The organism is Vibrio sp. dhg, from assembly GCF_003443775.1.
Lineage (GTDB): Bacteria > Pseudomonadota > Gammaproteobacteria > Enterobacterales > Vibrionaceae > Vibrio > Vibrio natriegens.
Window position 1 is genome coordinate 965,585 of record NZ_CP028943.1, and the last position, 22,234, is coordinate 987,818.

Genomic DNA, 22,234 nt, shown 5'->3' on the forward strand with positions numbered 1-22,234 from the left:
GAATCACCATGGCAAAAACAGTAGGCATTTCTGAAGAAGAACTTTACGCTCCGGTTGAATGGAAAGATTGCAGCGAAAAATACGATGATATCCATTATCACAAGTCTGTAGATGGCATTGCGAAAATAACCATCGCGCGTCCACAAGTGCGTAATGCGTTCCGCCCTCAAACAGTGAAAGAGATGATTGATGCATTAGCAGACGCACGTTATGACTCTGCTGTTGGTGTGATTATTTTAACCGGTTTGGGTGAAGATGCGTTCTGTTCTGGTGGTGACCAGAAGATCCGTGGTGATTACGGCGGTTACAAAGATGATCAGGGCACTCACCATTTGAATGTTCTGGACTTCCAACGTGACATCCGCACTTGTCCAAAACCAGTCATTGCTTCTGTTGCTGGCTGGGCTGTCGGTGGTGGTCATGTTCTGCACATGATGTGTGATTTAACCATTGCCGCTGATAATGCGCAGTTTGGTCAGACTGGTCCTAAAGTCGGTTCGTTTGACGGCGGTTGGGGTGCCTCTTACATGGCTCGTATCGTCGGTCAGAAAAAAGCACGCGAAATTTGGTTCCTGTGTCGTTTCTACAATGCGCAAGAAGCATTAGATATGGGCTTAGTGAATACCGTTATACCACTGGAAGATCTTGAGAAAGAAACCGTTCGCTGGTGTCGTGAAGTACTTCAGCACAGCCCAATGGCGCTGCGTTGTCTGAAAGCGGCGTTGAATGCTGACTGTGATGGTCAGGCAGGCTTACAAGAACTGGCAGGTAACGCGACCATGATGTTCTACATGACCGATGAAGGTCAGGAAGGCCGTAACGCCTTTAACGAGAAGCGTCGCCCAGACTTCGATAAATTCCCTCGTAACCCTTAATCCGTATAGAAGAGAAGCCATAGGGCTTCTCTGAATTAAATTTAGAGCCCAAGGATCTTGTCCTTCGGGAGGACGCTGATTTGTCTTTTAGCGTGCTTGGGCTATACGGACGACTAGGAGAGGATTATGCGTAAAGCTAAAATTTACCGTTACTGCCTTCCCATGGATAGTGGCGTAATACTGCGTGATAACAAACTGACCGAGCGTGTCGGTTACGTTATTGAGTTAACCGATGGTGAGCAGGTTGGCCTTGGTGAAGTGGCCCCTCTTGTAGGGTTTAGCCACGAAACTAGCGATGAGGCGGGTATGCAGCTTCAGGACCAGGCTGAACGTTGGGTTGCCGGATTGCCGATTGATTACGCCAATATGGTGCCGTCGGTTGCTTTCGGCTTATCAATGGCTCAGCTTGAATTAGCTGGAGAGTTGCCTCGTGATGGTCAATATCAAGCAGCGCCACTTTGTACCGGTGATCCTGACGAACTGATTCCAAAATTGAACGAGATGGAAGGGGACAAAGTCGCCAAGATCAAAGTAGGGCTTTATGAGCCTATTCGCGACGGTATGTTGGTGAACCTGTTTCTGGAATCCATTCCTCAGCTCACTTTGCGACTTGATGCTAATCGGGCGTGGACACCAGAAAAAGCTCAGCAGTTCGCCAAGTATGTAACACCTTCGTTGCGTCAACGGATCTCATTCTTAGAGGAGCCTTGCCGTTCGCCGGGCGACAGTCTGTCGTTCGCTATTAACACTGGCATTGCGATCGCTTGGGATGAAACCCTACAGGATGCATCTCGACGTGAAGATTTCCGTCTCGAAGATCTAACCGGCGTAAAAGCTATCATCATTAAGCCGACTCTGATTGGCTCCGTTGATTTTTGTATTAAGCTAATCGAAAAAGCAAAGTCTCTGGGCATGAAAGCGGTGATCAGTTCAAGTATCGAATCCAGCTTAGGATTGACTCAACTTGCACGTTTTGCGAAATGGCAACTTCCTGATGAAGTTCCGGGATTAGACACCATCGGACTGTTTAAATCACAGTTAGAGCAAGGTTGGCCAGAGTGTGAACTTCCAATTGCCCCTCTCGCTGAGCAGGAATTAGTGTGGCAATCAGCGTAGAGCCATTCGCGACAGAAAATAGCGCGATTGCACCTTGGATTTACTGGGCTCAGACGAGCCCATTTTCGACTGCATTAGTGACTCCGGAAGAGTCCTTAACCTGGCAGCAGCTTGAATCTCGTATTGAACATTATGCTCACTATTTGCGGGAGCAAGGAGTAGGGTGCGGAAGTGTTGTTACGCTCGTCGGCAAGAATAAAGCTGAGACGGTGTTGTTATATCTGGCGGCGCAGCAGATAGGCGCTATTGGGGCATTAACTATGCCACAGCCGTTCGAGGCTCTTAACGGCAAGTTGCACATTTTATACCAGTCAAAACAGCCGCGTTTCATGTGGTTTACCAAAGAGGTATTGGCCTCTTATTCTAAACTAAATCAAACCGCTCTGAACGGCACATTACTGAACTGTCCCAAGAATACATCACAATCATTAAACGCCAAGCAAGAGAGCGGTTATCGCCATGACAATGCGGCGTCGATTGTCTTCACTTCAGGTTCAACGGGCGTGCCGAAAGCCGTGGTGCATACTCATCGACAACATTACGCCTCAGCACAAGGTTTGCTGAGTGAGTTTACGTTCACTCAGCAGGATACTTGGTTGTTGTCACTGCCTCTTTATCACGTGTCTGGGCTGGCGATTATGTATCGTTGGTTGTTTGCTGGTGCAACGCTGAAGGTTGGTAATGGTCAGTTAGCACAGGATATTTTAGGTGTCTCTCATGCCTCACTGGTGCCTACACAACTTAAACGATTATTGGATGACAAGGCAGAGCTGTCTTTATCTCATGTTTTGCTGGGAGGGAGCCATGTCGATCATGAGTTGGCTTTGCGTGCAGCAAGTCAGGGGATTGAAACCTGGCTGGGCTACGGCATGACAGAAGCGGCGTCTACAGTGACAGCAAAGCAAATCGACAAAACCAGCAATGCTGGCCACGTGCTCCAAAATCGCGACATCAAGATAGTGGATGGCCGTATTTTTATCGGTGGGCAAACCTTAGCATCTGGCTATTTTTTTCAGGGTGACATTACGCCGTTGGTGGACGAATCAGGCTGGTTTGACAGCAAGGATTTAGGAGAGTGGCAGGGAAATGAGCTTAAGATTATTGGCCGGGCTGATAATCAGTTTATCTCGGGTGGTGAAAACATTCATTGTGAAGAGATAGAGGCGGTTCTGAACCAGATCGAGACTGTGGTGCAAAGTATTGTGGTGCCCGTTGAAGATAAGGAGTTCGGTCATCGACCTGTAGCGGTGATTCAAACCGACCAGTTGATGAGTTCAGAGTACTACGAACATTTCCTGCAAGCCAAACTTGAGAAGTTCAAGTGGCCAATCGCGTATCACTCGATGCCAAAGACATTATTAGCGGGTGGAATAAAGGTCTCTCGCAAAGCGGTAAAAGAGTGGCTGCAGAGGAATTGACCAATCTTAAGTAAGGTTAGTCAATTTTGCTATGTGTTAGTCAGAAAGGGAATTTTGTATCCTTATAACACTGAATCATAATTACGCTTCATTCTAAAGAATAAAAGCATAAGGTTCAGTATGGTCAAGACTGCGTTAATAGCGGCAGTTCTGCTACAAATAGGCATCTCACTAAACAGTGAAGGATTAGCTCGTTCTTTAGCTGAACTGACGGCATTTCTTATCGCGATCGCTTTAGTTTTTATCCACAAGCAACGAAGTGATCGTACGTCAGGCAGAACTGAGTCAGAAAGCGTTTGATTAATATTTTCTACGGTTGATTGGATCAGTGAATCAACAGCCATATCAGTGATGATACGGAAACTAAAACCCACAAACTGACACCAAACAGCAATGGCTTAGCACCAGCAGACTTCAGCTTGGAAACGGAAATACTGCATCCTATCAAGAATAAGCACACCACCAATGCCTGCTTGGCAACGGTAAAGATACCGTGATAGAGCACCTCGAATTGAGGTAAAAAGTCACTGAACGCAATGGCCGCGCAATACCAAAAGATAAAGTAAGGAATCGCAATCTTACTTGAACCATCTTCTCCATTATCTCGCGAGAAAATCACAGCACTAATTAATGCAACCGGAATGATCCAAAGCGCGCGAGCTAATTTGAGGGTCGTTGCTGTGGTAAGCGCTTCCTCACCATAAGTCGATGCGGCGCCGACCACTGAAGAGGTGTCATGAATGGCAATGGCTGCCCATGTGCCAAACGTATGTTGGTCTAGTTCCAGCGCATGGCCAATTACGGGGAATACGAATAGGGCGACCGAGTTTAGGACGAAGACAGTTGCCAGTGCCAAACCAATCTGTTCATCTTTAGCTCTGATCGCAGGTGCAACGGCGGCGATAGCACTGCCACCACAAATCGCAGTACCAGAAGAAATTAAATACGCCGTCGTTGTTTCAAGTTTGATGGCTTTGGCAATGAGCGAACCGATCACCAATGTACCAAGTATGGTTGCGATGATTAGACCGATACCATCAGACGTAACCGCCAGAGCCTGCTCGAAATTAATCCCAAACCCTAAACCGATAATGGAATAAGAAAGTAGCTTTTTGGTGAAAGACGCGATAGGCAGTTCGCCTGGCACAAAGCCAAAGCTAGCGAGTAGAAAGCCAATAACCAGCGCGATAGGTGAGGATACAAAAGGGGTCAGGCAAAACAGCAGCGCCAATCCAAAAAGAAGATACTTTTTATTCAAGGTTTATTATTCGTTATTGTTTGTGAAAGTGTGAGTATATCGCATCACTTATGGTCAGTTTGTCTTAATGATTTGAACACATGTTCAGTTATCCTAAACATGTGTTCAAATGAATAGATTCAACGGGGCTTATCAGCGCCAATCACCGCGTAATTCTCGCACCTTCTCAAACATCAATTGAGCCGTTGCGTCGTTTGGCTGGACTGGCGAGCCTGCTTCTATTTCCAGCTTCGACCAGAATCTGGTTGGAAGCCCTTTACAAGCTCTGCCTTTGCATCGGCTAAAGTAACTACCCCAAAGCCCTTTTAATGCTACTGGAATAACAGGGACTGGACTGCGGCGCAGAATAATATCAATACCGCGCATGAACTCTTGGATCTCGCCGTCAGAGGTCAGCTTACCTTCCGGGAAAATACACACGATATCGCCTTCGGCTAATGCTTGTTCGACGTCATTGAACGCTCTTCGGATTGAATTTCGATTACTGGCTGAAATAGGTATCACACCCGTTCGGCGCAAGAAGCCGCGTATCGGCGTCAGGTTGGCGTAATCTTCTTCCATTACAAAGCGAATTAAGCGAGGGCATACCGCGCTTAAAAGTAGTGCGTCCATATAACTGACGTGATTACACACAATCAAGGCGCCGCCGCTTTCTGGTAGATGATGCAGGTTCTTGTGTTTGACTCGGTAAATAGTGTGAGTCAGCATCCAAACAACAAAACGGACGACGAAGATAGGTACCTGCATAAACAGGTACACAGTGACAAGGAGGTTGAGTACTGCAAGTAATGCAAACAACTGCGGAATCGTCATTTCAATCACGCTTAAGCAGACAATACCTAATACCGCGCTACCGACCATAAAGAACGAGTTAAAGATGTTGAGCCCAGCAATGACCTGAGCACGTTCGGTTTCTTTTGCTCGGTGCTGCATTAACGCGTAAAGAGGAACAATGAATAACCCGCCTGATGCACCAATCATCAATAGGTAGAAAAACAGAAGCCAGTAATCCTGGAAGGCGATGAATTCACTAAAAGTTTGAAATTGAGGTAAGTCGCCTGGAATCGAGGTCGCCATCAAGTAACCGAATATTGTGATACCCAGCGCGCCAATTGGCACGATACCGACTTCAATTCGGTGATTGGAAATCCAGTTACAAAGCAATGACCCAAGCGCAATACCGATTGAAAAGAGGGCAAGTAAGAAGGAAACCGCGCTTTCTGTGCCGTTCAGATACACTTTCGTAAAGTTTGGAAATTGGGTCAGGTAAGCAGCACCCAGGAACCAGAACCAACTGATTGCCATAATACACTGAAAGACTACCCGATCAGACTTACAGATCGAGAGGGTGTGCTTAGTTTGTTGATATGGTTGCCAGCGGAAGGTCAGGTTCGGTGCACTAGCGGCTGAAAATGGGATAAAACGACTCGATAAATAACCGAGCAGCGCAAATAGCACCACACAAAATGCCGCGAGGTATTTGGCATTCTCTGATGAGGCAATAATGCCGGCTCCCAGCGTCCCAATCAGAATTGCGATAAAGGTACCGGCTTCGACTAAGGCGTTACCCGGAACCAATTCTTTGTCATTCAGGTTTTGTGGCAGCAGAGCGTACTTTACCGGGCCAAAAAATGCGGACTGAGTGCCCATCAAAAACAGCAGCAGTAATAACACGCCATAACTTTCGGTAATAAAGCCAATGGCGCCCAAAGCCATTATTGCAATTTCAAATAACTTTACCTTGCGGATAAACCATGACTTTTCGTACTTGTCTGCTAACACACCTGCTGAGGCTGAAAACAGAAAGAAAGGAAGAATGAATAAACCCGCGGCTAAATTGATGAACAGGTTGCTGGAAATAGGTAAGGCACCGGCACCAGCAAAGGCGACAAAAAGCAGTAAAACGTTCTTAAAAATGTTGTCATTGAAAGCGCCGAAAAACTGAGTAATGAAATAAGGCAGGAACTTTCTTTGTCTAAGTAAGGAGGGATGTCTGTCCGATGACATGTCGAATCCTTTATTACCAGTTATTGAGGTAGTTAGATAGCAGGTTACTTATTAAAACTTTACCGTCCACTGGTTCACTCGAGAAAAATTTATCATCTACGCTGAGTAGGGTAATGCCATGTACGCCAGACCACAACACACGACTGGCTTGAATTACTTCAGAGTCTGTGCGGTGAGGCGCAATTTCCGCGAGAAGTGACTCTAATATCCCCGTCATACCATCAATGCGTTTTGCTTGCCATTCAGGGAGCTCTGCGCCGTTCATGTTATGCTCGAATACTAATTGCCATCGGTATGGATGTTTAAGGGCAAAATCGTGGTAACAATAGGCCAGTTCAAACAGTGCTTCGTTTGCGTTTTTACAATCACTTGTCGCTTTTCTTGATTCCTGGGATAACTCATCCAGAGTCTGAGCTACAACATGTAAAAGTAGTAAGTTGTAGTTACCGAAAATGTTAACTAATGTACTTGGCACGTAACCGATCATGTTAGCGATCTTACGAAGACTAAGCTCGTGATAAGAGTTATCTTCTAAAAAATCTTTAACGGTTGCTAAGGTTAGGTTTATTAACTCTTCTCTGGTGTGATCGTTTCTGCGCGCCATACTTCAAACTGCTATATTGAACATTGTTCAATATGATAGTCGGCTAGTTATTCACCGTCAATAAATCCTGTATCCAAATGAGCATAACGAGAGATGGATTTGTCTGTTGTTACTGATACTTGCATAAGAAATGATCAGCGAGTGTAACTTTGGCAATATTCTGATACATGTCAGACGGGTTAGATTGTTTTAATGAGCATGCATACGGAGTATGATGAATCAACACTCATCTTTGACGTGCCACTATCTGAACACTAGAAATGATGATTCAGTTGGGCACATTCTTGGATAACTATCGTCAACTGTAAGGATAACGATGAAACGCATATTTTCGATTGTTGCTCTGCTAATGTTCACCGTTGCTGTAACACCTATTGCAGAAGCGAAAAAGTTTGGTGGTGGTAAGTCTTTTGGTAAGAGCTACAAGACTGCGCCTGCGCCAACACAGAAGCAAACAACAAACACGAGTACCGTCGGTAAAGATCAAACCGCCAAATCTTCAAGCAAGAAAGGCTTGATGGGTGGTTTACTCGGAGGTCTTTTAGCTGGTGGCCTTCTGGCAGCATTCTTTGGTGGTGCTTTTGAAGGTATCCAATTTATGGATATCCTTATTATTGGCTTGATTGCCTTCCTAATCTTTAAACTGATGCGAGGCATGTTGGCTGCGAAGCAGGGCAGTATGAATCAGCATCGTCAGCAGCCTGCATTTGGTGGTAACAGCTCGAAGTTCGAACAGCCGAACACTCAAAATTTTGAGCAGCAGCCAAACGTAAATGCTGGTGGTTTTGGTGGCTTCGGTGCACAAAGTGACGTTCCACATAACTTTCCTCCGGGCTTTGACCAGGCAGGATTTGTGAATGGTGCTCGCGAACACTACCGAATCCTACAAGGTGCATGGAACCACAACCAGCTAGAAACGATTGAAGAATATGTTTCTCCGAGCTTACTTGATGATCTAAAAGCAGAGCGCGCGAAACTGGATGGCGAACAGCATACTGATGTGATGTACGTTGATGCAGAGATTGTTCGTGCTGATTACGACGCAAACAAAGCTGAGCTTAGCTTGCAGTTTAGTGGCCGTTACCGCGATGCTGTCGAAGGTATCGAAGAAGATATCACTGATATCTGGCACCTTGAACGTGATCTAACGGTACCTAACGCACCTTGGTTGATTGTTGGTATTCAAGGTTAATCTTCAACAGCGTTCAATTTAGTATCAATAAAATCCCGCTTTTATAGCGGGATTTTTTGTACCTGAAAGTTACCATTAAGTTTTGGTGGGCAGTCTAGTAATACCAGTACCAGAAAAACTCTCATTGATGTGTTTGGTTACACTTGGTGTTAGCCACGTTATGCCTAGTAATGCGATAAACTCGTTACTGCAATTTACACCTTGTTCTCAATGCTTCTTCTAGCTCAATAACTTGCTGTTATTTTGGACTATGAGTATTAGCCACAGGGGGATAAATAACCGTCTGTTACTTTGTATTTAGCTGTGTTGAAGGAGCTCAGTATCTGAATGAGCAGTGAGAAGGTTAATGAAGGGAAATAACGTTTATAAGTCTGTAGGTTAACGAGGGGCAAAACGAAAAAAGCCAGCTCAATGAGCTGGCTTTTCAATATGGTGGAGGGGGACGGATTCGAACCATCGAAGGCAGTGCCGGCAGATTTACAGTCTGCTCCCTTTGGCCACTCGGGAACCCCTCCAGGGTGTTTTTATACTTAAAAGATGATTTCCCAACACATCGTTCAAGTTTGTCTAATGTTTAAAAGGAATAAACACCAGAAGAATATGGTGGAGGGGGACGGATTCGAACCATCGAAGGCAGTGCCGGCAGATTTACAGTCTGCTCCCTTTGGCCACTCGGGAACCCCTCCAGGGTGTTTTTATACTTAAAAGATGATTTCCCAACACATCGTTCAAGTTTGTCTAATGTTTAAAAGGAATAAACACCAGAAGAATATGGTGGAGGGGGACGGATTCGAACCATCGAAGGCAGTGCCGGCAGATTTACAGTCTGCTCCCTTTGGCCACTCGGGAACCCCTCCAGGGTATTTTTATACTTAAAAGATGATTTCCCAACACATCGTTCAAGTTTGTCTAATGTTTAAAAGGAATAAACACCAGAAGAATATGGTGGAGGGGACGGATTCGAACCATCGAAGGCAGTGCCGGCAGATTTACAGTCTGCTCCCTTTGGCCACTCGGGAACCCCTCCAGGGTGTTTTATACTTAAAAGATGATTTCCCAACACATCGTTCAAGTTGTTCTAATGTTTAAAAGGAATAAACATCAGAAAAAATATGGTGGAGGGGGACGGATTCGAACCATCGAAGGCAGTGCCGGCAGATTTACAGTCTGCTCCCTTTGGCCACTCGGGAACCCCTCCAGGGTATTTTTATACTTAGAAGCTGTTTTCCCAACTCATCTCCCAAGTGCGGAGCGAATCATAGCAAACTCGCTCCGACTGTAAAGTATTTTTCTTGCGTTTATACGTCGAATGCTGTCTTTTTATGCAAAGATGCTAGAAAGTCAGCGTTTTGTTTGTCATTTATACAGAATAAATCCTCATTTCTTCCGGAATTTACACTACTTGACGTTGAGGCTCGTAACTATTGATAAACTGTATGAAGTTTAATGACCTAAGTTTATTCGCTAATTGACTAAGAATATGAATATGAAAGCCACTTTATCCTTATCTGTTTTAACGCTTTCTCTATTATTGGCATCGCAAACTACTTTAGCAGCGCAGCGCGGCCCAACTGCTGTTACGGTTGTGACAGAGCAAGTAGAAACGCATGAAATCAATCAGTCTTTATCTCTAATTGGTAAATTAGAGGCAGCGGAGTCTGTAGTTGTTGCTTCTGAAGTGTCGGGCAAAGTCGAGCAAATTGCCGTAAAAGCGAATCAGAATGTCCAACAAGGGCAATTGTTGATTAAGTTAAATGATGACAAAGCAAGAGCAGCGCTTGTTGAGGCTCAGGCATACCTTAAAGATGAGCAACGTAAGCTCAAAGAGTTTCAGCGATTAGTCGCACGAAATGCGATTACTCCAACGGAAATTGATGCTCAGAAAGCCAGTGTTCAAATTGCAGATGCTCGCTTAGATGCTGCAAAAGCTAACCTTGCCGATCTCCATATTGCTGCACCATTCTCCGGGACTGTTGGATTTATTGATTTCAGCCGAGGAAAAATGGTCAGTGCGGGTACTGAACTTTTAACGCTGGATGATCTTTCGGTGATGGAATTAGACCTGCAGGTACCAGAGCGATACTTGTCGAAGCTTTCTGTTGGTATGGAGGTCCAAGCCAAGACAAGCGCATGGGGTGATCAAACTTTTATCGGTAAAGTGACAGGTATTGATACTCGTATTAGCACTGCGACATTGAATTTACGTGTTCGTATTCAGTTTGATAATCCGGAAAATCGCTTGAAGCCGGGAATGCTGGTGAATGCATCTTTAGCGTTTCCAGCCATTGAAGCGCCGATTATCCCAGTACAGGCATTGGAATATTCTGGTACCAAGCGATACGTATACGTCATTGATGAAAACAACAAAGCAACACGTACTGAGGTGCTGCTTGGCGCTCGCGTGGACAACGAAGTTGTGATTGAGTCAGGCGTAAAAGTCGGTGACAAGATCGTGGTGCAAGGCATCGTTAACATGCGTGATGGTGTTCAGGTCGAAGAAATCGTCGCTCCGCTTAAGTCGCCAAAAATGACTTCTACTAATCAGAGTAACGATTCGGATAAGGAAGAAAACTAATGTTACTTTCTGACATTTCCGTAAAACGCCCTATCGCGTCATTGGTATTGAGTATGTTGCTTTGCGTGTTTGGCTTTGTGTCATTTAGCAAGCTTTCTGTACGCGAAATGCCAGATATCGAAAGCCCTGTCGTGTCAATTACGACACGTTACGAAGGGGCTTCCGCCACAATCATCGAGAGCCAGATTACGTCAGTTCTCGAAGATCAGCTTTCCGGTATCAGTGGCATTGATGAAATCAGTTCGACAACACGTAACAGCTCCTCACGAATCACCATCACCTTTGACCTCGGGTATGATCTCAACACTGGCGTCAGCGATGTACGTGATGCGGTTGCCCGAGCTCAGCGTTCATTACCTGACGAAGCAGATGACCCAATTGTTTATAAGAACAATGGTTCTGGCGAGGCTTCTCTTTATATCAACCTTAGCTCGTCAGAAATGGATCGCACCCAACTGACGGATTATGCAGAGCGCGTGTTGATGGATCGCTTTAGTTTGATTTCTGGGGTGAGTTCCATCGATCTTTCTGGTGGTTTGTACAAAGTGATGTACGTAAAGCTGAAACCAGATCTTATGGCTGGTCGAGCAGTGACGGCTTCGGATATTACCACCGCATTGCGTAATGAAAACCTCGAGAGTCCGGGTGGGGAAGTGCGAAATGATTCTACCGTCATGTCGGTACGCACTGCGCGAACCTATAAAACACCAGAAGACTTTCAGTACCTAGTTGTTAAGCGCGCGAGTAATGGTACGCCAATTTACCTGAAAGATGTCGCGGATGTCTTTATTGGCGCGGAAAACGAAAACTCGACGTTTAAAAGTGATGGTGTGGTAAACATCAGTTTAGGAGTAGTGCCTCAGTCGGATGCTAACCCGTTGGAGGTGGCTGAACGTGTTCGATCTGAAGTGGATAATATCCAGAAATTCTTACCGGAAGGTACTCGCCTTGCGATTGACTATGATGCGACGGTGTTTATCGAGCGCTCGATAGAAGAAGTGTATAGCACGCTGTTTATTACCGGCGGTCTGGTGATTCTGGTGCTGTATATCTTTATTGGTCAGGCTCGAGCGACGTTAATACCAGCGGTGACGGTGCCAGTCTCGTTGATCTCGTCTTTCATCGCCGCGTATTACTTCGGTTTCTCTATCAACTTGATCACGCTAATGGCGTTGATTCTATCCATCGGTCTGGTGGTCGATGACGCCATTGTGGTCGTGGAGAATATCTTCCACCACATAGAGCGGGGAGAGTCTCCGTTGCTTGCCGCCTACAAAGGGACTCGAGAAGTTGGCTTTGCGGTTGTCGCAACTACGTTCGTTCTTGTGATGGTATTCCTGCCAATCTCCTTTATGGATGGCATGGTTGGCTTGCTGTTTACCGAATTTTCAGTATTGCTGGCGATGTCGGTAATTTTTTCTTCGCTGATAGCACTGACGTTGACGCCAGTATTGGGCAGTCAGATTCTAAAAGCGAACGTCAAACCAAATCGTTTCAATGAAACCGTCGATCGTATGTTCGCCAAGCTTGAGGCTGGTTATCGTGGTGCATTAAAAGGCGCGTTAAAAGTACGTTGGATTGCGCCTTTGGTTATCTTAGCTTGTATGGGCGGCAGTTATGTTCTGATGAATCAGGTTCCTGCGCAGTTGACGCCACAAGAGGACAGAGGTGTGATTTTTGCCTTTGTTCGTGGTGCCGATGCGACTTCGTACAACCGAATGTCCGCGAACATGGATATTGTCGAAGACCGACTAATGCCGTTATTAGGGCAAGGGTTCCTTAAATCATTCAGTATCCAAACCCCGGCATTTGGAGGTCAGGCGGGTGACCAAACGGGTTTTGTCATCATGATTCTGGAAGATTGGAACGAGCGAAACATCACTGCTCAACAGGCTTTAGGTCAAGTGCGTGGCGCGTTAGCCGGAATTCCTGACGTGCGTGTGTTCCCATTCATGCCTGGTTTCCGCGGCGGATCAAGCGAACCCGTTCAGTTTGTGTTGGGCGGCTCAGATTATGATGAGCTGCTGGTCTGGGCTGAAGCACTGAAAAACAAAGCGGAAGAGTCACCAATGATGGAAGGCGCAGAGATTGACTACTCTGAGAAGACGCCTGAACTATTAGTGACCGTCGATAGACAGCGTGCAGCGGAACTCGGTGTCAGCGTGAAAGACATCTCTGATACGCTTGAAATTATGTTAGGCGGTAAAAGTGAGACAACTTATGTCGATCGCGGCGAAGAATACGACGTGTATCTGCGCGGTGACGAGAATAGCTTTAACAATGCGGCAGATCTAAGCCAGATCTACTTGCGCACCAATAGTGGTGAGCTAGTGACGCTTGATACGGTTACCAAAATAGAGGAGGTAGCCGCTTCCATTCGTCTGTCTCACTACAACAAGCAAAAATCAATCACCATTACGGCGAACTTGTCAGAAGGCTATACCTTAGGTGAAGCGCTGAACTTCCTTGACCAAGAAGCGATTGATTCTCTACCGGGAGATATCTCAGTAAGTTACTCTGGCGAGTCAAAAGACTTTAAAGAGAATCAGTCCAGCGTAGCGGTTGTTTTTGCACTGGCCTTGCTGGTTGCCTATCTCGTACTGGCGGCTCAGTTTGAGAGTTTCGTCAACCCATTGGTGGTGATGTTTACCGTTCCAATGGGGGTATTTGGTGGCTTCTTGGGCTTAATCGTAATGAGCCAGGGCATGAACATTTACAGCCAGATTGGTATGGTCATGTTGATTGGTATGGTGACGAAAAACGGCATCTTGATCGTTGAATTCGCTAACCAGCTTCGTGACCGTGGGGTTGAGTTTGAAAAAGCCATCATTGATGCGGCAGCTCGCCGTTTGCGTCCAATCTTGATGACGGCATTTACCACTCTAGCTGGTGCTATCCCATTGATTTCGTCAACAGGGGCGGGTTATGAAAGCCGAGTCGCCGTTGGTACGGTGATTTTCTTTGGTATGGGCTTCGCGACAATGGTTACTCTATTCGTTATTCCGGCAATGTACCGATTGATTGCAGCGAATACGCGTGCACCAGGTCATGTTGAAGCGGAACTCAATAAGGCATTGAGTCAGGACACCAAAGGACGTATTGCTCACCCTTAGAAAGACTAAGTTGTTGATGACAAAAAGCACCGATTGATTTTCCATTCGGTGCTTTTTTGTTTTGTCTAAACCCGTTTTGCGTATGACGCAATGGTGTTTTTGGCAACTTGGCGTTACCCTGTGTGACGAATCATTTTTACAATAATAGGGCTTGTTGTTCACGCTTTAGCGATGGATGCGATTACGTTACTCCAACATATGCGGGCAGCAGCAAGTAAAATAGTCGAGAAGGAAAGTAAAGTGGCTGAATTTAAATACAAAAATCTTACGCAAGAAGAGCAAGATAAACTTGATGCAGCGACATTCCGTCGTCTTTTAGCCCACCTGGATGCAAATAAAGACGTACAGAATATTGACTTAATGATCCTCGCGGGCTTCTGCCGTAACTGCTTTAGCAAGTGGTACACCGCAGAGGCAGAAAAACTGGGTGTCGATTTAGACATTGATGATGCTCGTGAGCGTGTTTACGGTATGACTTACGATGAGTGGAAGCAAAACCACCAACCAGCAGCGACACCAGAGCAGCTAGCGGCTTTTGAAGCGCGTCAGAAAAAATAGCGCTATAAACGGACATTTATAGATAACAGCCCGCGTCGTGCGGGCTGTTTTGTTTTTCCTATCTCGTTGTTTAGCCTCTTTAGGCGATGACCGGCTCACAGCATGCAGGCTCAACACAGCCTTTCGCCTGAATAATTTCGAGCTGGGTTAGATAAGGCTGAATATCGCCGATGTTTGTCTTAACCCATTCCATATTGAAGTAAGTATCCAAGTAGCGGTCACCAGAGTCACACAGCAGGGTCACGATAGATCCCGTTTCACCACGCAGTTTCATTTCACAAGCAAGCTGAAGCACCGCATACAGGTTGGTTCCCGTAGAAGCACCTACCTTGCGACCGATCAAGTGAGAAACCCAGTGTGCGGTAGCTACGCTTGCCGTATCTGGTATTTTGCGCATTTCATCGACCACGCCAGCGATAAAGCTAGGCTCTACCCGAGGGCGACCAATGCCTTCAATTTTGCTTCCGCTCTCGCACTTCAAATTCGAATTTCCGGACTGGAAAGCGTCATAGAACACCGAATTTTCAGGGTCAGCAACGCACAATTTCGTCTCATATTTTTGGTAACGGATAAATCGACCTATGGTTGCCGATGTGCCACCTGTCCCCGGACTCATAACCACCCAACTTGGAATGGGATGGTCTTCTAACTTCATTTGGCTAAAGATCGAGTTTGCAATGTTGTTGTTCCCACGCCAGTCAGTTGCACGTTCCGCATAGGTGAACTGATCCATGTAGTGTCCGTTTAACTCTTTTGCGAGACGTCGGGACTCGTCATAGATTTGATCTGAGCGTTCGACTAAATGGGCTTTACCACCATAAAACTCGATTTGTTCTATTTTTTTTCGGGCCGTACTTTTTGGCATAACGGCAATAAATGGCAGGCCAAGCAGACGCGCAAAGTAGGCTTCAGACACTGCAGTGCTTCCTGACGAGGCTTCAATGACGGTAGTTTCAGGGCCAATCCAGCCATTGCAAATCGCATACAGGAAAAGAGAACGCGCTAAACGGTGTTTTAATGAGCCAGTAGGGTGTGTGCTCTCATCTTTCAAGTAGATATCGATACCATCAAGAGAAGGAAGGTCGAATTTAAACAGATGAGTGTCTGCAGAGCGTTGAAAATCCGCTTCAATTTTACGTACTGCATTATTGATCCACTGGTGGTCAGTACACATAGCGTCTCTCCTTGGAAGTGATAAATTAGGTTTTGTTTGAAAATAATTTACCTATAATCTGGGAGAAAAACTTTGCTATATTTGTTTGATGATGATTATTTTGTAGAAATAAATTCTCTTTAAATTAGGCTTTATGGAAAATAATTTAGATAAAATTGACAAGCAGTTACTTGCTTTACTCCAGACCGACGGAACACTGTCTTTAAACGAATTGGCTGAACGGGTTAACCTCACCACAACGCCATGTTGGAAGCGCCTTAAGAAACTGGAGGAAGATGGGTTCATTGAAAAGCGAGTTGCGCTGTTAAGTGCGGAAAAACTGGATCTGTCGTTCATTGCGTTTGTGCAACTTAAGACCATCGATCACTCTGAAGAGTGGTATCACCATTTTGTTACTACGGTGAGTGATTTCCCCGAAGTCATGGAATTCTATCGAATGGCGGGTGAGTACGATTACATGATGAAAGTGCTGGTCAAAGACATGAAGTGCTTTGATAAGTTTTATAAGCGTTTGGTGAATAGTGTGAAAGGGCTTTCAAATGTGACCTCTACGTTTGCCATGGAGTCGATCAAGTACACCACAGAGCTCCCGATTGGCCGTATTTAATCAACGGCAACCCGTTACTAAAAAGGAGCGCGAGCCGCTCCTTTGTCGTATTTAAAAGCCAATCTATTTCGTGTAACGCATCACGCCTTCTTGAACCGCTGTTGCGACCAGGTGACCTTGTTGGTTGTAGATTTCTCCGCGAACCAGTCCACGAGTGTGGCTCGCGGTCGGGCTTTCTATAGCGTAAAGCAACCATTCATCCATCTTAAACGGACGATGGAACCAGATAGAATGGTCGATGGTTGCCACCTGGAAGTTTGGTGTCATTAAAGAAACACCATGTGGGTGTAACGCAGTAACTAGGAAGCCCCAATCCGATGCGTAAGCCAACAAGTACTGGTGGATCAGCTGGTTGTCTGGCATTTCACCATTAGCGCGAATCCAAAGGTATTGTTTAGGCTCGGCTTTGGTGGGCTTTAGCGGATTAATCACCGTAACTGGTCGCGTCTCAATCGGCTTTTCACCACAAAACGTTTTGCGCAGCCGTTCAGGCAGATATTCCGCAATATGGCTTGCCAGCTCGCTTTCGGAAGGAAAGTTTTCTGGTCCCGGAATATCAGGCATGGTTTTCTGATGGTCGAATCCAGGTTGATCGCCGTGGTAGGAAGCCGTTAGGTAGAAAATAGGGCGGCCATTTTGAATCGCTTTAACTCGGCGGGTACTAAAACTACGCCCATCGCGCAGGTTTTCCACGTCGTAAATAATCGGTTTTTCAGAATCGCCCGGATAGAGAAAGTAGCTATGAAATGAGTGTACAGTGCGTGTCTCTTCTACGGTGTAACGAGCGGCAGAAAGTGCCTGTCCAATCACCTGACCACCATACACTTGAGGTAAACCTAAGTTCTCGCTTTGTCCGCGGAACAAGCCTTCTTCTAATTGTTCGAGTTGTAGCAGGCTGAGCAACTCTCTTAGTGGTTTACTCATTGTGTCTCCTCACCGTGTGTGTTGAACATCAAGTTAACCCATTTCCCACAGGTCTGTGAAGTGGATCTTAAACTACTAAGAGTATACCTTGTAACAAATATGAAACAAAATCAAATGGTTGGTATCTCTTGAGTTCGTCAAACTATTGTTAAATCAAGTAACTAATCAAAGACAGCCTCGTGATTCGGCCGTATACTTACCTTGGTTTAATATTCATCCTGAGGAATATATGAAAAAAACACTATTGCTTGTTACATCTTTATTTTTTGGTGCTGCTCTTGTGGGTTGCCAAACTTCTCAAACAACAGAAGTGGATTCTGCTGAGGTGTCAATGAAGACCATTACAGGTACAGTGGCTTACCGTGAACGTATTGCTTTACCGCCAAATGCTTTGGTTAGCGTATCTCTAGAAGATGTGTCTCTGGCGGATGCACCATCAAAAGTCATCGCTAAGCAAACCTTTAACACTGAAGGTAAACAAGTTCCTATTGCTTTTGAACTTAGCTACGACAGCAATGAAATTCAAGCGAAGCATAGATACAGCGTTCGTGCTCGTATTGAAGTTGACGGTAAGTTGCGTTTCATCAGCGATACCCATCACGCGGTTATTACTGATGAAGCACAAACTCATCAGGTAGACATCCGATTGGTTGGTGTTCGTTAATTTACGTTCGATAAAAGAACCAAGCGAACAAAAGATGGCAGCTTTAGTTAAGGCTGCCATTTGTATTTTCTGAGCGATACTTTTCCAATTTCAGACACTTCTATCCCTTCTGCCTCAAGCTTGGCTTTTTGCCTATCCAGATCCCGACCTTTTAATGAAATCTTGCCTTGGCTGTTGATGACTCTAAACCAAGGCAGCTTGCTGCCTTCCGGTAAGTTACCTAATGCTTTACCAACATGCCGAGCGTAGCCGGGATAACCTGCCATTTTTGCGATCTCCCCGTAAGTCGAGACTTTCCCAGATGGAATTTGGTGAATCACAGCAAAGATTTGCGCTAAGAATTGGTCCATACTCAAAGTGTCCGTTGTGTATTACCAAGGAATGGTAATACAGACGGCCAGTATTTCGCCATTAGTTATTGACGCGTGTAGCACCCCAGTTTTTCGCGTTTGAACGCCGTTACATTTTTGCAGCGCAGTAACGATATTGGTGAACTCTGTGAGATTCAAAATGATGTCTAGACCCACTTAACGACGAACGAGTTCGTGCTTTATTTGTCGTTGAGTTCCAAAGTTGGTGGGGAAGCCAGGAGGCGCTATGATTTTTTCTACAATCCAGTTTTTTATCACGATTCTACTCGCGGTAGTGTGTGCCAGAGCAATGAGTTTAAGTGGCGGTGAACTCCCTGTTCTCGCTCTCATGATCCCTGCATTATGGCTACTCCCTCAAGGCGGACTAGCGGGTTTAGTACTGCTTGGTGCCATGATGGCATACGGAGCCACACTCTCGATGCAGCCCATCGCGTTATCTATTGGGGTGTTAATTCTATTCCCACTGTTAATGGTGGTGTTCTCTCATCGTAGTTCTCTTGGTGTATTACTCACCACCGGGTTAATTGTATTGACCTTGCAAGTCGGCATTATGGTCACCCAGCAGGGTGGGAAATTGGCAGGTTCAGCATCAGTAACCGTTGTGCAGACGCTTGCTGTCATCGTCATGTGGTGGGCAATTACTCATTGGAAGGCTTCGAATAAGCACAGCTGGTGGCCATTGCTGCTGTTATTACCTCTGTGGGTGGCAGATTTAACCTATGCCGCATTGGTTGCACTCTGTCTGACCGGTATGCTTGCCTCAATGGAGACACTGACAAAGATAAAGCAATCCATTCACTGGAGTAAGCTGCTTTGTTGGACGCTTCCGACAGTTGGTTTTGCCGCGTTGGTTGTCAGCCCTGCGACCGATGTGCCTAAGCCCGTTTTTGTTGTTTGGATCTGTTTATTGGGTACGGCGTGGATGACGGATTACATCCTGCGCAGCGGTGATGAGCAAGCAGAGCTGTAGGTTCTCAGTAGATCCTAGATTGACCGAGTTTTGTTCAAACGATCGCTAATTGGTGAAATTAAAGGTTTTTGCCCTTGCATTATGAGGTCCGATACTGAATAATCGCCCCATCGTTTGAGGCAAGCCCTCAACAAAAGAATTATGGGGCTCTGGTCCTCTCGCAACAATAGCTCGTGAACTCGGTCAGGTCCGGAAGGAAGCAGCCGCAGCGTGTGACTTGTGTGCCGGGATGTGGCTGGGGTCCCACCCATTGAAAAGCCTGCAGTGTTTAAATACATTGCAGGCTTTTTTCGTTTTTGCTTCTTGCAACGTTGAATCGTTTAATGATCTTCAACTAACTGACTCCGTAACCACGATGTGAATGCCTTGAAACGTGGGCGTTCTTCCATTCCTTTCGGGCAAATAAGTAAGTACTTCATGTCGGCTGGAATAACACCAAATGGTGCGATTAATTCACCGCTATCAAGATAAGGCTGAATGAGCGCGACACGTCCCATGCCTACGCCCATATGCTTTTTAACCGCAGATACCGCCATCTCACCATGGTTGAAGACATAGTAATTGGCGTTTGGGGCAATTGGTTCTGTTTGCTGTTTGAGCCAATGTTGCCATTCAAAATCGTAATTGGCTGAATCAATAGACTCTGTGCAATGGATTAAATTGGCGTTAGCTAAGCTACTCACTTGGTCCGTAATCTTATGCTTTTCTGCGTATAACGGCGTGCAAACAGGAGTAAGGTACTCTTCAAACAGCATTTCGTTATGCATATCAGATTGGGGTTCGCGGCTGTAGTAGATAGCTAAATCCACTGGCTCGTGATGAAAGTCGAGGTGACTGGCTTTTACCCTGATTTTTAAGTTCAGGTTAGGATAGCGATCCTGAAAATTTGCCAGCTTAGGTAAAAGCCATGACTGGGCAAACGTTGGTGCGACCCCGATATATAGCTCTCCGGTGAGCTCATTAAAGCGAATATCATCAATGTCAGAAAAGATGGTAGAAAAAGAGCCGCTTACTGTTTCGTATAGTCGTTTTCCTTCCTCCGTCAGCTCCAGCTTTCTGGTCAGCCGGACAAATAGCTTGAAGCCTAACTGCTGCTCCAGTTGTTTAATTCTCTGACTTACCGCTCCCTGAGTTAAGTGCAACTCTTCGGCCGCGTTGGTAAAGCTTAAACACTTTGCGGCAACGTTGAAGGTATACAGGTTTGAGACGACGTGCTGTTTGTTTTCCATTTTGCTCTTATCTATTAGTTCAGCTAATTCATACTGTACTCGAATTGAGTTGTTACGATCAAAATATTCCTTTTTAATTAGCTTGTCTTATGTGATTTTAATTGTCAGTTTCAAGGAGCAAGCTATGTCTTTTCGTTTTCCCGATGAATTTCTGTGGGGTGGGGCAACGGCCGCAAACCAAATTGAAGGTGCGTATAATGCGGATGGTAAGGGACTGTCGACATCCGATATACAACCCTTTGGATCGTTCGGGGAACTAAAGCACCGACAGGATGGTGACTTTAATATCAAAGACATTGCTATTGATTTTTATCACCGTTACCCACAAGACATTGCGCTGTTCTCTGAACTTGGGTTTACGTGTTTTCGCCTTTCGATTGCCTGGAGCCGAATCTTTCCCAAGGGTGATGAATTAGAGCCTAATGAGTTGGGGCTGGCTTATTACGACAAAATTTTTGATGAGCTCGAAAAGCACGGCATTACACCAGTCGTTACGCTATCTCACTATGAAATGCCTCTGCATTTGGCTGAGAAATATCACGGCTGGACAAGCAGAGAACTCATCGGCTTCTTTGAGCGTTACGCTACCGCGGTATTCTCCCGATTTGGACACCGTGTTAAGTACTGGCTGACATTCAATGAAATCAATGCCACATTACATGAGTCGTTCACGGGGGCCGGAATTCCACGCGGCAGTGATGCTCAGGCTCTTTACCAAGGAATACATCACCAGTTGGTGGCCAGTGCAAAAGCAGTCAAAGTCTGTCATGAGCTGCTGCCAGATGCCAAGATCGGTAATATGATGTTAGGCGCAATTCAGTATGCATTAACCAGCCATCCGGATGATGTGTTTGAAGCAATGCAACAGAACCGCGAATGGCTATTTTTCGGAGACGTACAAAGCCGTGGTTACTACCCGGGCTATATGATGCGTAAATTCAAAGAAATGGGCGTTGTTCTTAATATCACGGATGAAGATAAAAAGGCGTTAAAAGAGACCGTCGATTTTATCTCATTCAGTTACTACATGACGGGTTGTGTCAGTGTTCAGAACGAAAACCTAGAGATGACGGATCAGGAAGCTTTCAAAATGGGAAGCAATCCGTATCTGGAGTCAACGGATTGGGGATGGCAAATCGACCCTAAAGGATTGCGTATTGTTTTGAACTTACTTTATGACCGATACCAAAAGCCATTGTTCATCGTAGAAAACGGTCTTGGTGCGGCAGATACCGTCAATGAAAATGGAGAGATTGAGGATGATTACCGAATTCAGTATCTCAATGACCATTTGTATCAGGTTGGTGAAGCGCTTCAGGATGGGGTCGAAATAATGGGTTACACCTGCTGGGGCCCGATTGATTTAGTCAGTGCTTCAACCGCACAGATGTCAAAACGCTACGGCCTGATTTATGTAGACCGTGATAACGACGGTCAAGGCACGTTAAATCGTTTAAAGAAAAAGAGTTTTTACTGGTATCAAAATGTGATTCAAACCAATGGTGAAGCGCTGACTCCACCAAAGGCATAGTATGAGTTATAGGGGGCTTCGGTCGTGATTGCGCAGCTGAAGCCCTTT

General features: G+C 45.7%; 19 protein-coding genes, 5 tRNA genes and 1 other RNA gene. 13 read left to right on the plus strand and 12 right to left on the minus strand.

The features are described from left to right. Positions 1-8 precede the first annotated feature (8 nt). The 4 genes from menB to DBX26_RS04545 all read left to right on the plus strand — a co-directional run bounded on the left by menB (position 9) and on the right by DBX26_RS04545 (position 3,709). Positions 9-875: a 1,4-dihydroxy-2-naphthoyl-CoA synthase gene (gene menB, locus DBX26_RS04530; protein WP_118117999.1), complete on the plus strand. Its 867-nt coding sequence runs from the start codon at positions 9-11 to the stop codon at positions 873-875. Positions 876-1,001: 126 nt separating this feature from the next. After that, positions 1,002-1,991 carry an o-succinylbenzoate synthase gene (gene menC / locus DBX26_RS04535; RefSeq protein WP_020336155.1) on the plus strand — a complete coding sequence of 330 codons (990 nt, stop codon included), beginning with the start codon at positions 1,002-1,004 and terminating at the stop codon, positions 1,989-1,991. Then, a complete protein-coding gene (gene menE / locus DBX26_RS04540; RefSeq protein ID WP_118118001.1) occupies positions 1,976-3,409 on the plus strand; it encodes an o-succinylbenzoate--CoA ligase in 1,434 nt (477 codons plus the stop codon). The genes menC and menE overlap by 16 nt, the downstream gene beginning before the upstream one ends. A 120-nt stretch (positions 3,410-3,529) precedes the next feature. Beyond that, entirely contained in the window at positions 3,530-3,709 is a 180-nt protein-coding gene (locus DBX26_RS04545; protein WP_118118003.1) for a hypothetical protein, read from the plus strand. Positions 3,710-3,734: 25 nt separating this feature from the next. On the opposite strand, the gene DBX26_RS04550 is transcribed toward DBX26_RS04545, so the two are convergent. From DBX26_RS04550 to DBX26_RS04560, 3 genes are all read right to left on the minus strand, one after another. Then, positions 3,735-4,667 carry a YeiH family protein gene (locus DBX26_RS04550; protein ID WP_118118005.1) on the minus strand — a complete coding sequence of 311 codons (933 nt, stop codon included), beginning with the start codon at positions 4,665-4,667 and terminating at the stop codon, positions 3,735-3,737. A 132-nt stretch (positions 4,668-4,799) separates the two neighbouring features. Then, positions 4,800-6,674 carry an MFS transporter gene (locus tag DBX26_RS04555; protein ID WP_065302123.1) on the minus strand — a complete coding sequence of 625 codons (1,875 nt, stop codon included), beginning with the start codon at positions 6,672-6,674 and terminating at the stop codon, positions 4,800-4,802. A gap of 13 nt (positions 6,675-6,687) precedes the next feature. Continuing rightward, complete coding sequence (locus DBX26_RS04560) at positions 6,688-7,278, minus strand: TetR/AcrR family transcriptional regulator (RefSeq protein WP_118118007.1); 591 nt, start codon at positions 7,276-7,278, stop codon at positions 6,688-6,690. Positions 7,279-7,594: 316 nt separating this feature from the next. On the opposite strand from DBX26_RS04560, the gene DBX26_RS04565 reads away from it, so the two are divergent. Continuing rightward, positions 7,595-8,470, plus strand: a complete 876-nt coding sequence (locus tag DBX26_RS04565; protein WP_014231241.1) for a Tim44 domain-containing protein — start codon at positions 7,595-7,597, stop codon at positions 8,468-8,470. Between the two features lie 430 nt (positions 8,471-8,900). Here DBX26_RS04565 and DBX26_RS04570 read toward each other — a convergent pair. From DBX26_RS04570 to DBX26_RS04590, 5 genes are all read right to left on the minus strand, one after another. Next, positions 8,901-8,985: transfer RNA gene (locus DBX26_RS04570), tRNA-Tyr, on the minus strand. 86 nt (positions 8,986-9,071) lie between these two features. Further along, positions 9,072-9,156 (minus strand) — tRNA-Tyr (locus DBX26_RS04575). A gap of 86 nt (positions 9,157-9,242) precedes the next feature. Beyond that, a tRNA-Tyr gene (locus tag DBX26_RS04580) sits at positions 9,243-9,327 on the minus strand. A gap of 86 nt (positions 9,328-9,413) precedes the next feature. Beyond that, positions 9,414-9,497: transfer RNA gene (locus DBX26_RS04585), tRNA-Tyr, on the minus strand. Between the two features lie 86 nt (positions 9,498-9,583). Beyond that, positions 9,584-9,668: transfer RNA gene (locus tag DBX26_RS04590), tRNA-Tyr, on the minus strand. 282 nt (positions 9,669-9,950) lie between these two features. On the opposite strand from DBX26_RS04590, the gene DBX26_RS04600 reads away from it, so the two are divergent. The 3 genes from DBX26_RS04600 to DBX26_RS04610 all read left to right on the plus strand — a co-directional run bounded on the left by DBX26_RS04600 (position 9,951) and on the right by DBX26_RS04610 (position 14,716). Beyond that, entirely contained in the window at positions 9,951-11,045 is a 1,095-nt protein-coding gene (locus DBX26_RS04600) for an efflux RND transporter periplasmic adaptor subunit (protein WP_024372700.1), read from the plus strand. Then, complete coding sequence (gene vmeF, locus DBX26_RS04605) at positions 11,045-14,158, plus strand: multidrug efflux RND transporter permease subunit VmeF (protein WP_020336162.1); 3,114 nt, start codon at positions 11,045-11,047, stop codon at positions 14,156-14,158. The genes DBX26_RS04600 and vmeF overlap by 1 nt, the downstream gene beginning before the upstream one ends. Positions 14,159-14,398: 240 nt before the next feature. After that, entirely contained in the window at positions 14,399-14,716 is a 318-nt protein-coding gene (locus tag DBX26_RS04610; protein WP_014231244.1) for a DUF1244 domain-containing protein, read from the plus strand. A 79-nt stretch (positions 14,717-14,795) separates the two neighbouring features. Here the strand turns inward: DBX26_RS04610 and DBX26_RS04615 are convergent, their stop codons facing one another. Next, positions 14,796-15,890 carry a PLP-dependent cysteine synthase family protein gene (locus tag DBX26_RS04615; RefSeq protein ID WP_118118014.1) on the minus strand — a complete coding sequence of 365 codons (1,095 nt, stop codon included), beginning with the start codon at positions 15,888-15,890 and terminating at the stop codon, positions 14,796-14,798. A gap of 133 nt (positions 15,891-16,023) precedes the next feature. Between DBX26_RS04615 and DBX26_RS04620 the strand changes: the two genes are divergently transcribed. Continuing rightward, positions 16,024-16,497 carry an Lrp/AsnC family transcriptional regulator gene (locus tag DBX26_RS04620; protein WP_065299310.1) on the plus strand — a complete coding sequence of 158 codons (474 nt, stop codon included), beginning with the start codon at positions 16,024-16,026 and terminating at the stop codon, positions 16,495-16,497. Between the two features lie 63 nt (positions 16,498-16,560). Here the strand turns inward: DBX26_RS04620 and tesB are convergent, their stop codons facing one another. Further along, positions 16,561-17,421: an acyl-CoA thioesterase II gene (tesB, locus tag DBX26_RS04625; RefSeq protein WP_020332800.1), complete on the minus strand. Its 861-nt coding sequence runs from the start codon at positions 17,419-17,421 to the stop codon at positions 16,561-16,563. A 229-nt stretch (positions 17,422-17,650) separates the two neighbouring features. Here tesB and DBX26_RS04630 point away from each other — a divergent pair, with 229 nt between their 5' ends. Next, positions 17,651-18,085: a YbaY family lipoprotein gene (locus tag DBX26_RS04630; RefSeq protein WP_020332801.1), complete on the plus strand. Its 435-nt coding sequence runs from the start codon at positions 17,651-17,653 to the stop codon at positions 18,083-18,085. Positions 18,086-18,132: 47 nt separating this feature from the next. Here DBX26_RS04630 and DBX26_RS04635 read toward each other — a convergent pair whose 3' ends face one another. Beyond that, entirely contained in the window at positions 18,133-18,435 is a 303-nt protein-coding gene (locus DBX26_RS04635) for a DNA base-flipping protein (RefSeq protein WP_014231249.1), read from the minus strand. Positions 18,436-18,682: 247 nt separating this feature from the next. Between DBX26_RS04635 and DBX26_RS04640 the strand changes: the two genes are divergently transcribed. Next, the gene (locus DBX26_RS04640; RefSeq protein WP_014231250.1) at positions 18,683-19,426 is read left to right on the plus strand and encodes a hypothetical protein; all 744 of its coding nucleotides are present in this window, start codon (positions 18,683-18,685) and stop codon (positions 19,424-19,426) included. Between the two features lie 147 nt (positions 19,427-19,573). Next, positions 19,574-19,670, plus strand: an RNA gene (ffs, locus tag DBX26_RS04645) — signal recognition particle sRNA small type. A 76-nt stretch (positions 19,671-19,746) separates the two neighbouring features. On the opposite strand, the gene DBX26_RS04650 is transcribed toward ffs, so the two are convergent. Continuing rightward, a complete protein-coding gene (locus tag DBX26_RS04650; RefSeq protein WP_118118016.1) occupies positions 19,747-20,655 on the minus strand; it encodes a LysR substrate-binding domain-containing protein in 909 nt (302 codons plus the stop codon). 124 nt (positions 20,656-20,779) lie between these two features. Between DBX26_RS04650 and DBX26_RS04655 the strand changes: the two genes are divergently transcribed. Next, a complete protein-coding gene (locus tag DBX26_RS04655) occupies positions 20,780-22,186 on the plus strand; it encodes a glycoside hydrolase family 1 protein (protein WP_014231252.1) in 1,407 nt (468 codons plus the stop codon). The last annotated feature ends 48 nt before the right edge of the window (positions 22,187-22,234 follow it).

Bases quoted from the DNA above. Each gene is read 5' to 3' on its own strand.
- menB (WP_118117999.1), top strand. From the start codon at position 9: ATGGCAAAAACAGTAGGCATTTCTGAAGAAGAACTTTACGCTCCGGTT.
- menC (WP_020336155.1), top strand. From the start codon at position 1,002: ATGCGTAAAGCTAAAATTTACCGTTACTGCCTTCCCATGGATAGTGGC.
- DBX26_RS04545 (WP_118118003.1), top strand. From the start codon at position 3,530: ATGGTCAAGACTGCGTTAATAGCGGCAGTTCTGCTACAAATAGGCATC.
- DBX26_RS04555 (WP_065302123.1), bottom strand. From the start codon at position 6,674: ATGTCATCGGACAGACATCCCTCCTTACTTAGACAAAGAAAGTTCCTG.
- DBX26_RS04560 (WP_118118007.1), bottom strand. From the start codon at position 7,278: ATGGCGCGCAGAAACGATCACACCAGAGAAGAGTTAATAAACCTAACC.
- DBX26_RS04565 (WP_014231241.1), top strand. From the start codon at position 7,595: ATGAAACGCATATTTTCGATTGTTGCTCTGCTAATGTTCACCGTTGCT.
- DBX26_RS04600 (WP_024372700.1), top strand. From the start codon at position 9,951: ATGAATATGAAAGCCACTTTATCCTTATCTGTTTTAACGCTTTCTCTA.
- vmeF (WP_020336162.1), top strand. From the start codon at position 11,045: ATGTTACTTTCTGACATTTCCGTAAAACGCCCTATCGCGTCATTGGTA.
- DBX26_RS04615 (WP_118118014.1), bottom strand. From the start codon at position 15,890: ATGTGTACTGACCACCAGTGGATCAATAATGCAGTACGTAAAATTGAA.
- DBX26_RS04620 (WP_065299310.1), top strand. From the start codon at position 16,024: ATGGAAAATAATTTAGATAAAATTGACAAGCAGTTACTTGCTTTACTC.
- tesB (WP_020332800.1), bottom strand. From the start codon at position 17,421: ATGAGTAAACCACTAAGAGAGTTGCTCAGCCTGCTACAACTCGAACAA.
- DBX26_RS04630 (WP_020332801.1), top strand. From the start codon at position 17,651: ATGAAAAAAACACTATTGCTTGTTACATCTTTATTTTTTGGTGCTGCT.
- DBX26_RS04635 (WP_014231249.1), bottom strand. From the start codon at position 18,435: ATGGACCAATTCTTAGCGCAAATCTTTGCTGTGATTCACCAAATTCCA.
- DBX26_RS04640 (WP_014231250.1), top strand. From the start codon at position 18,683: ATGATTTTTTCTACAATCCAGTTTTTTATCACGATTCTACTCGCGGTA.
- DBX26_RS04650 (WP_118118016.1), bottom strand. From the start codon at position 20,655: ATGGAAAACAAACAGCACGTCGTCTCAAACCTGTATACCTTCAACGTT.
- DBX26_RS04655 (WP_014231252.1), top strand. From the start codon at position 20,780: ATGTCTTTTCGTTTTCCCGATGAATTTCTGTGGGGTGGGGCAACGGCC.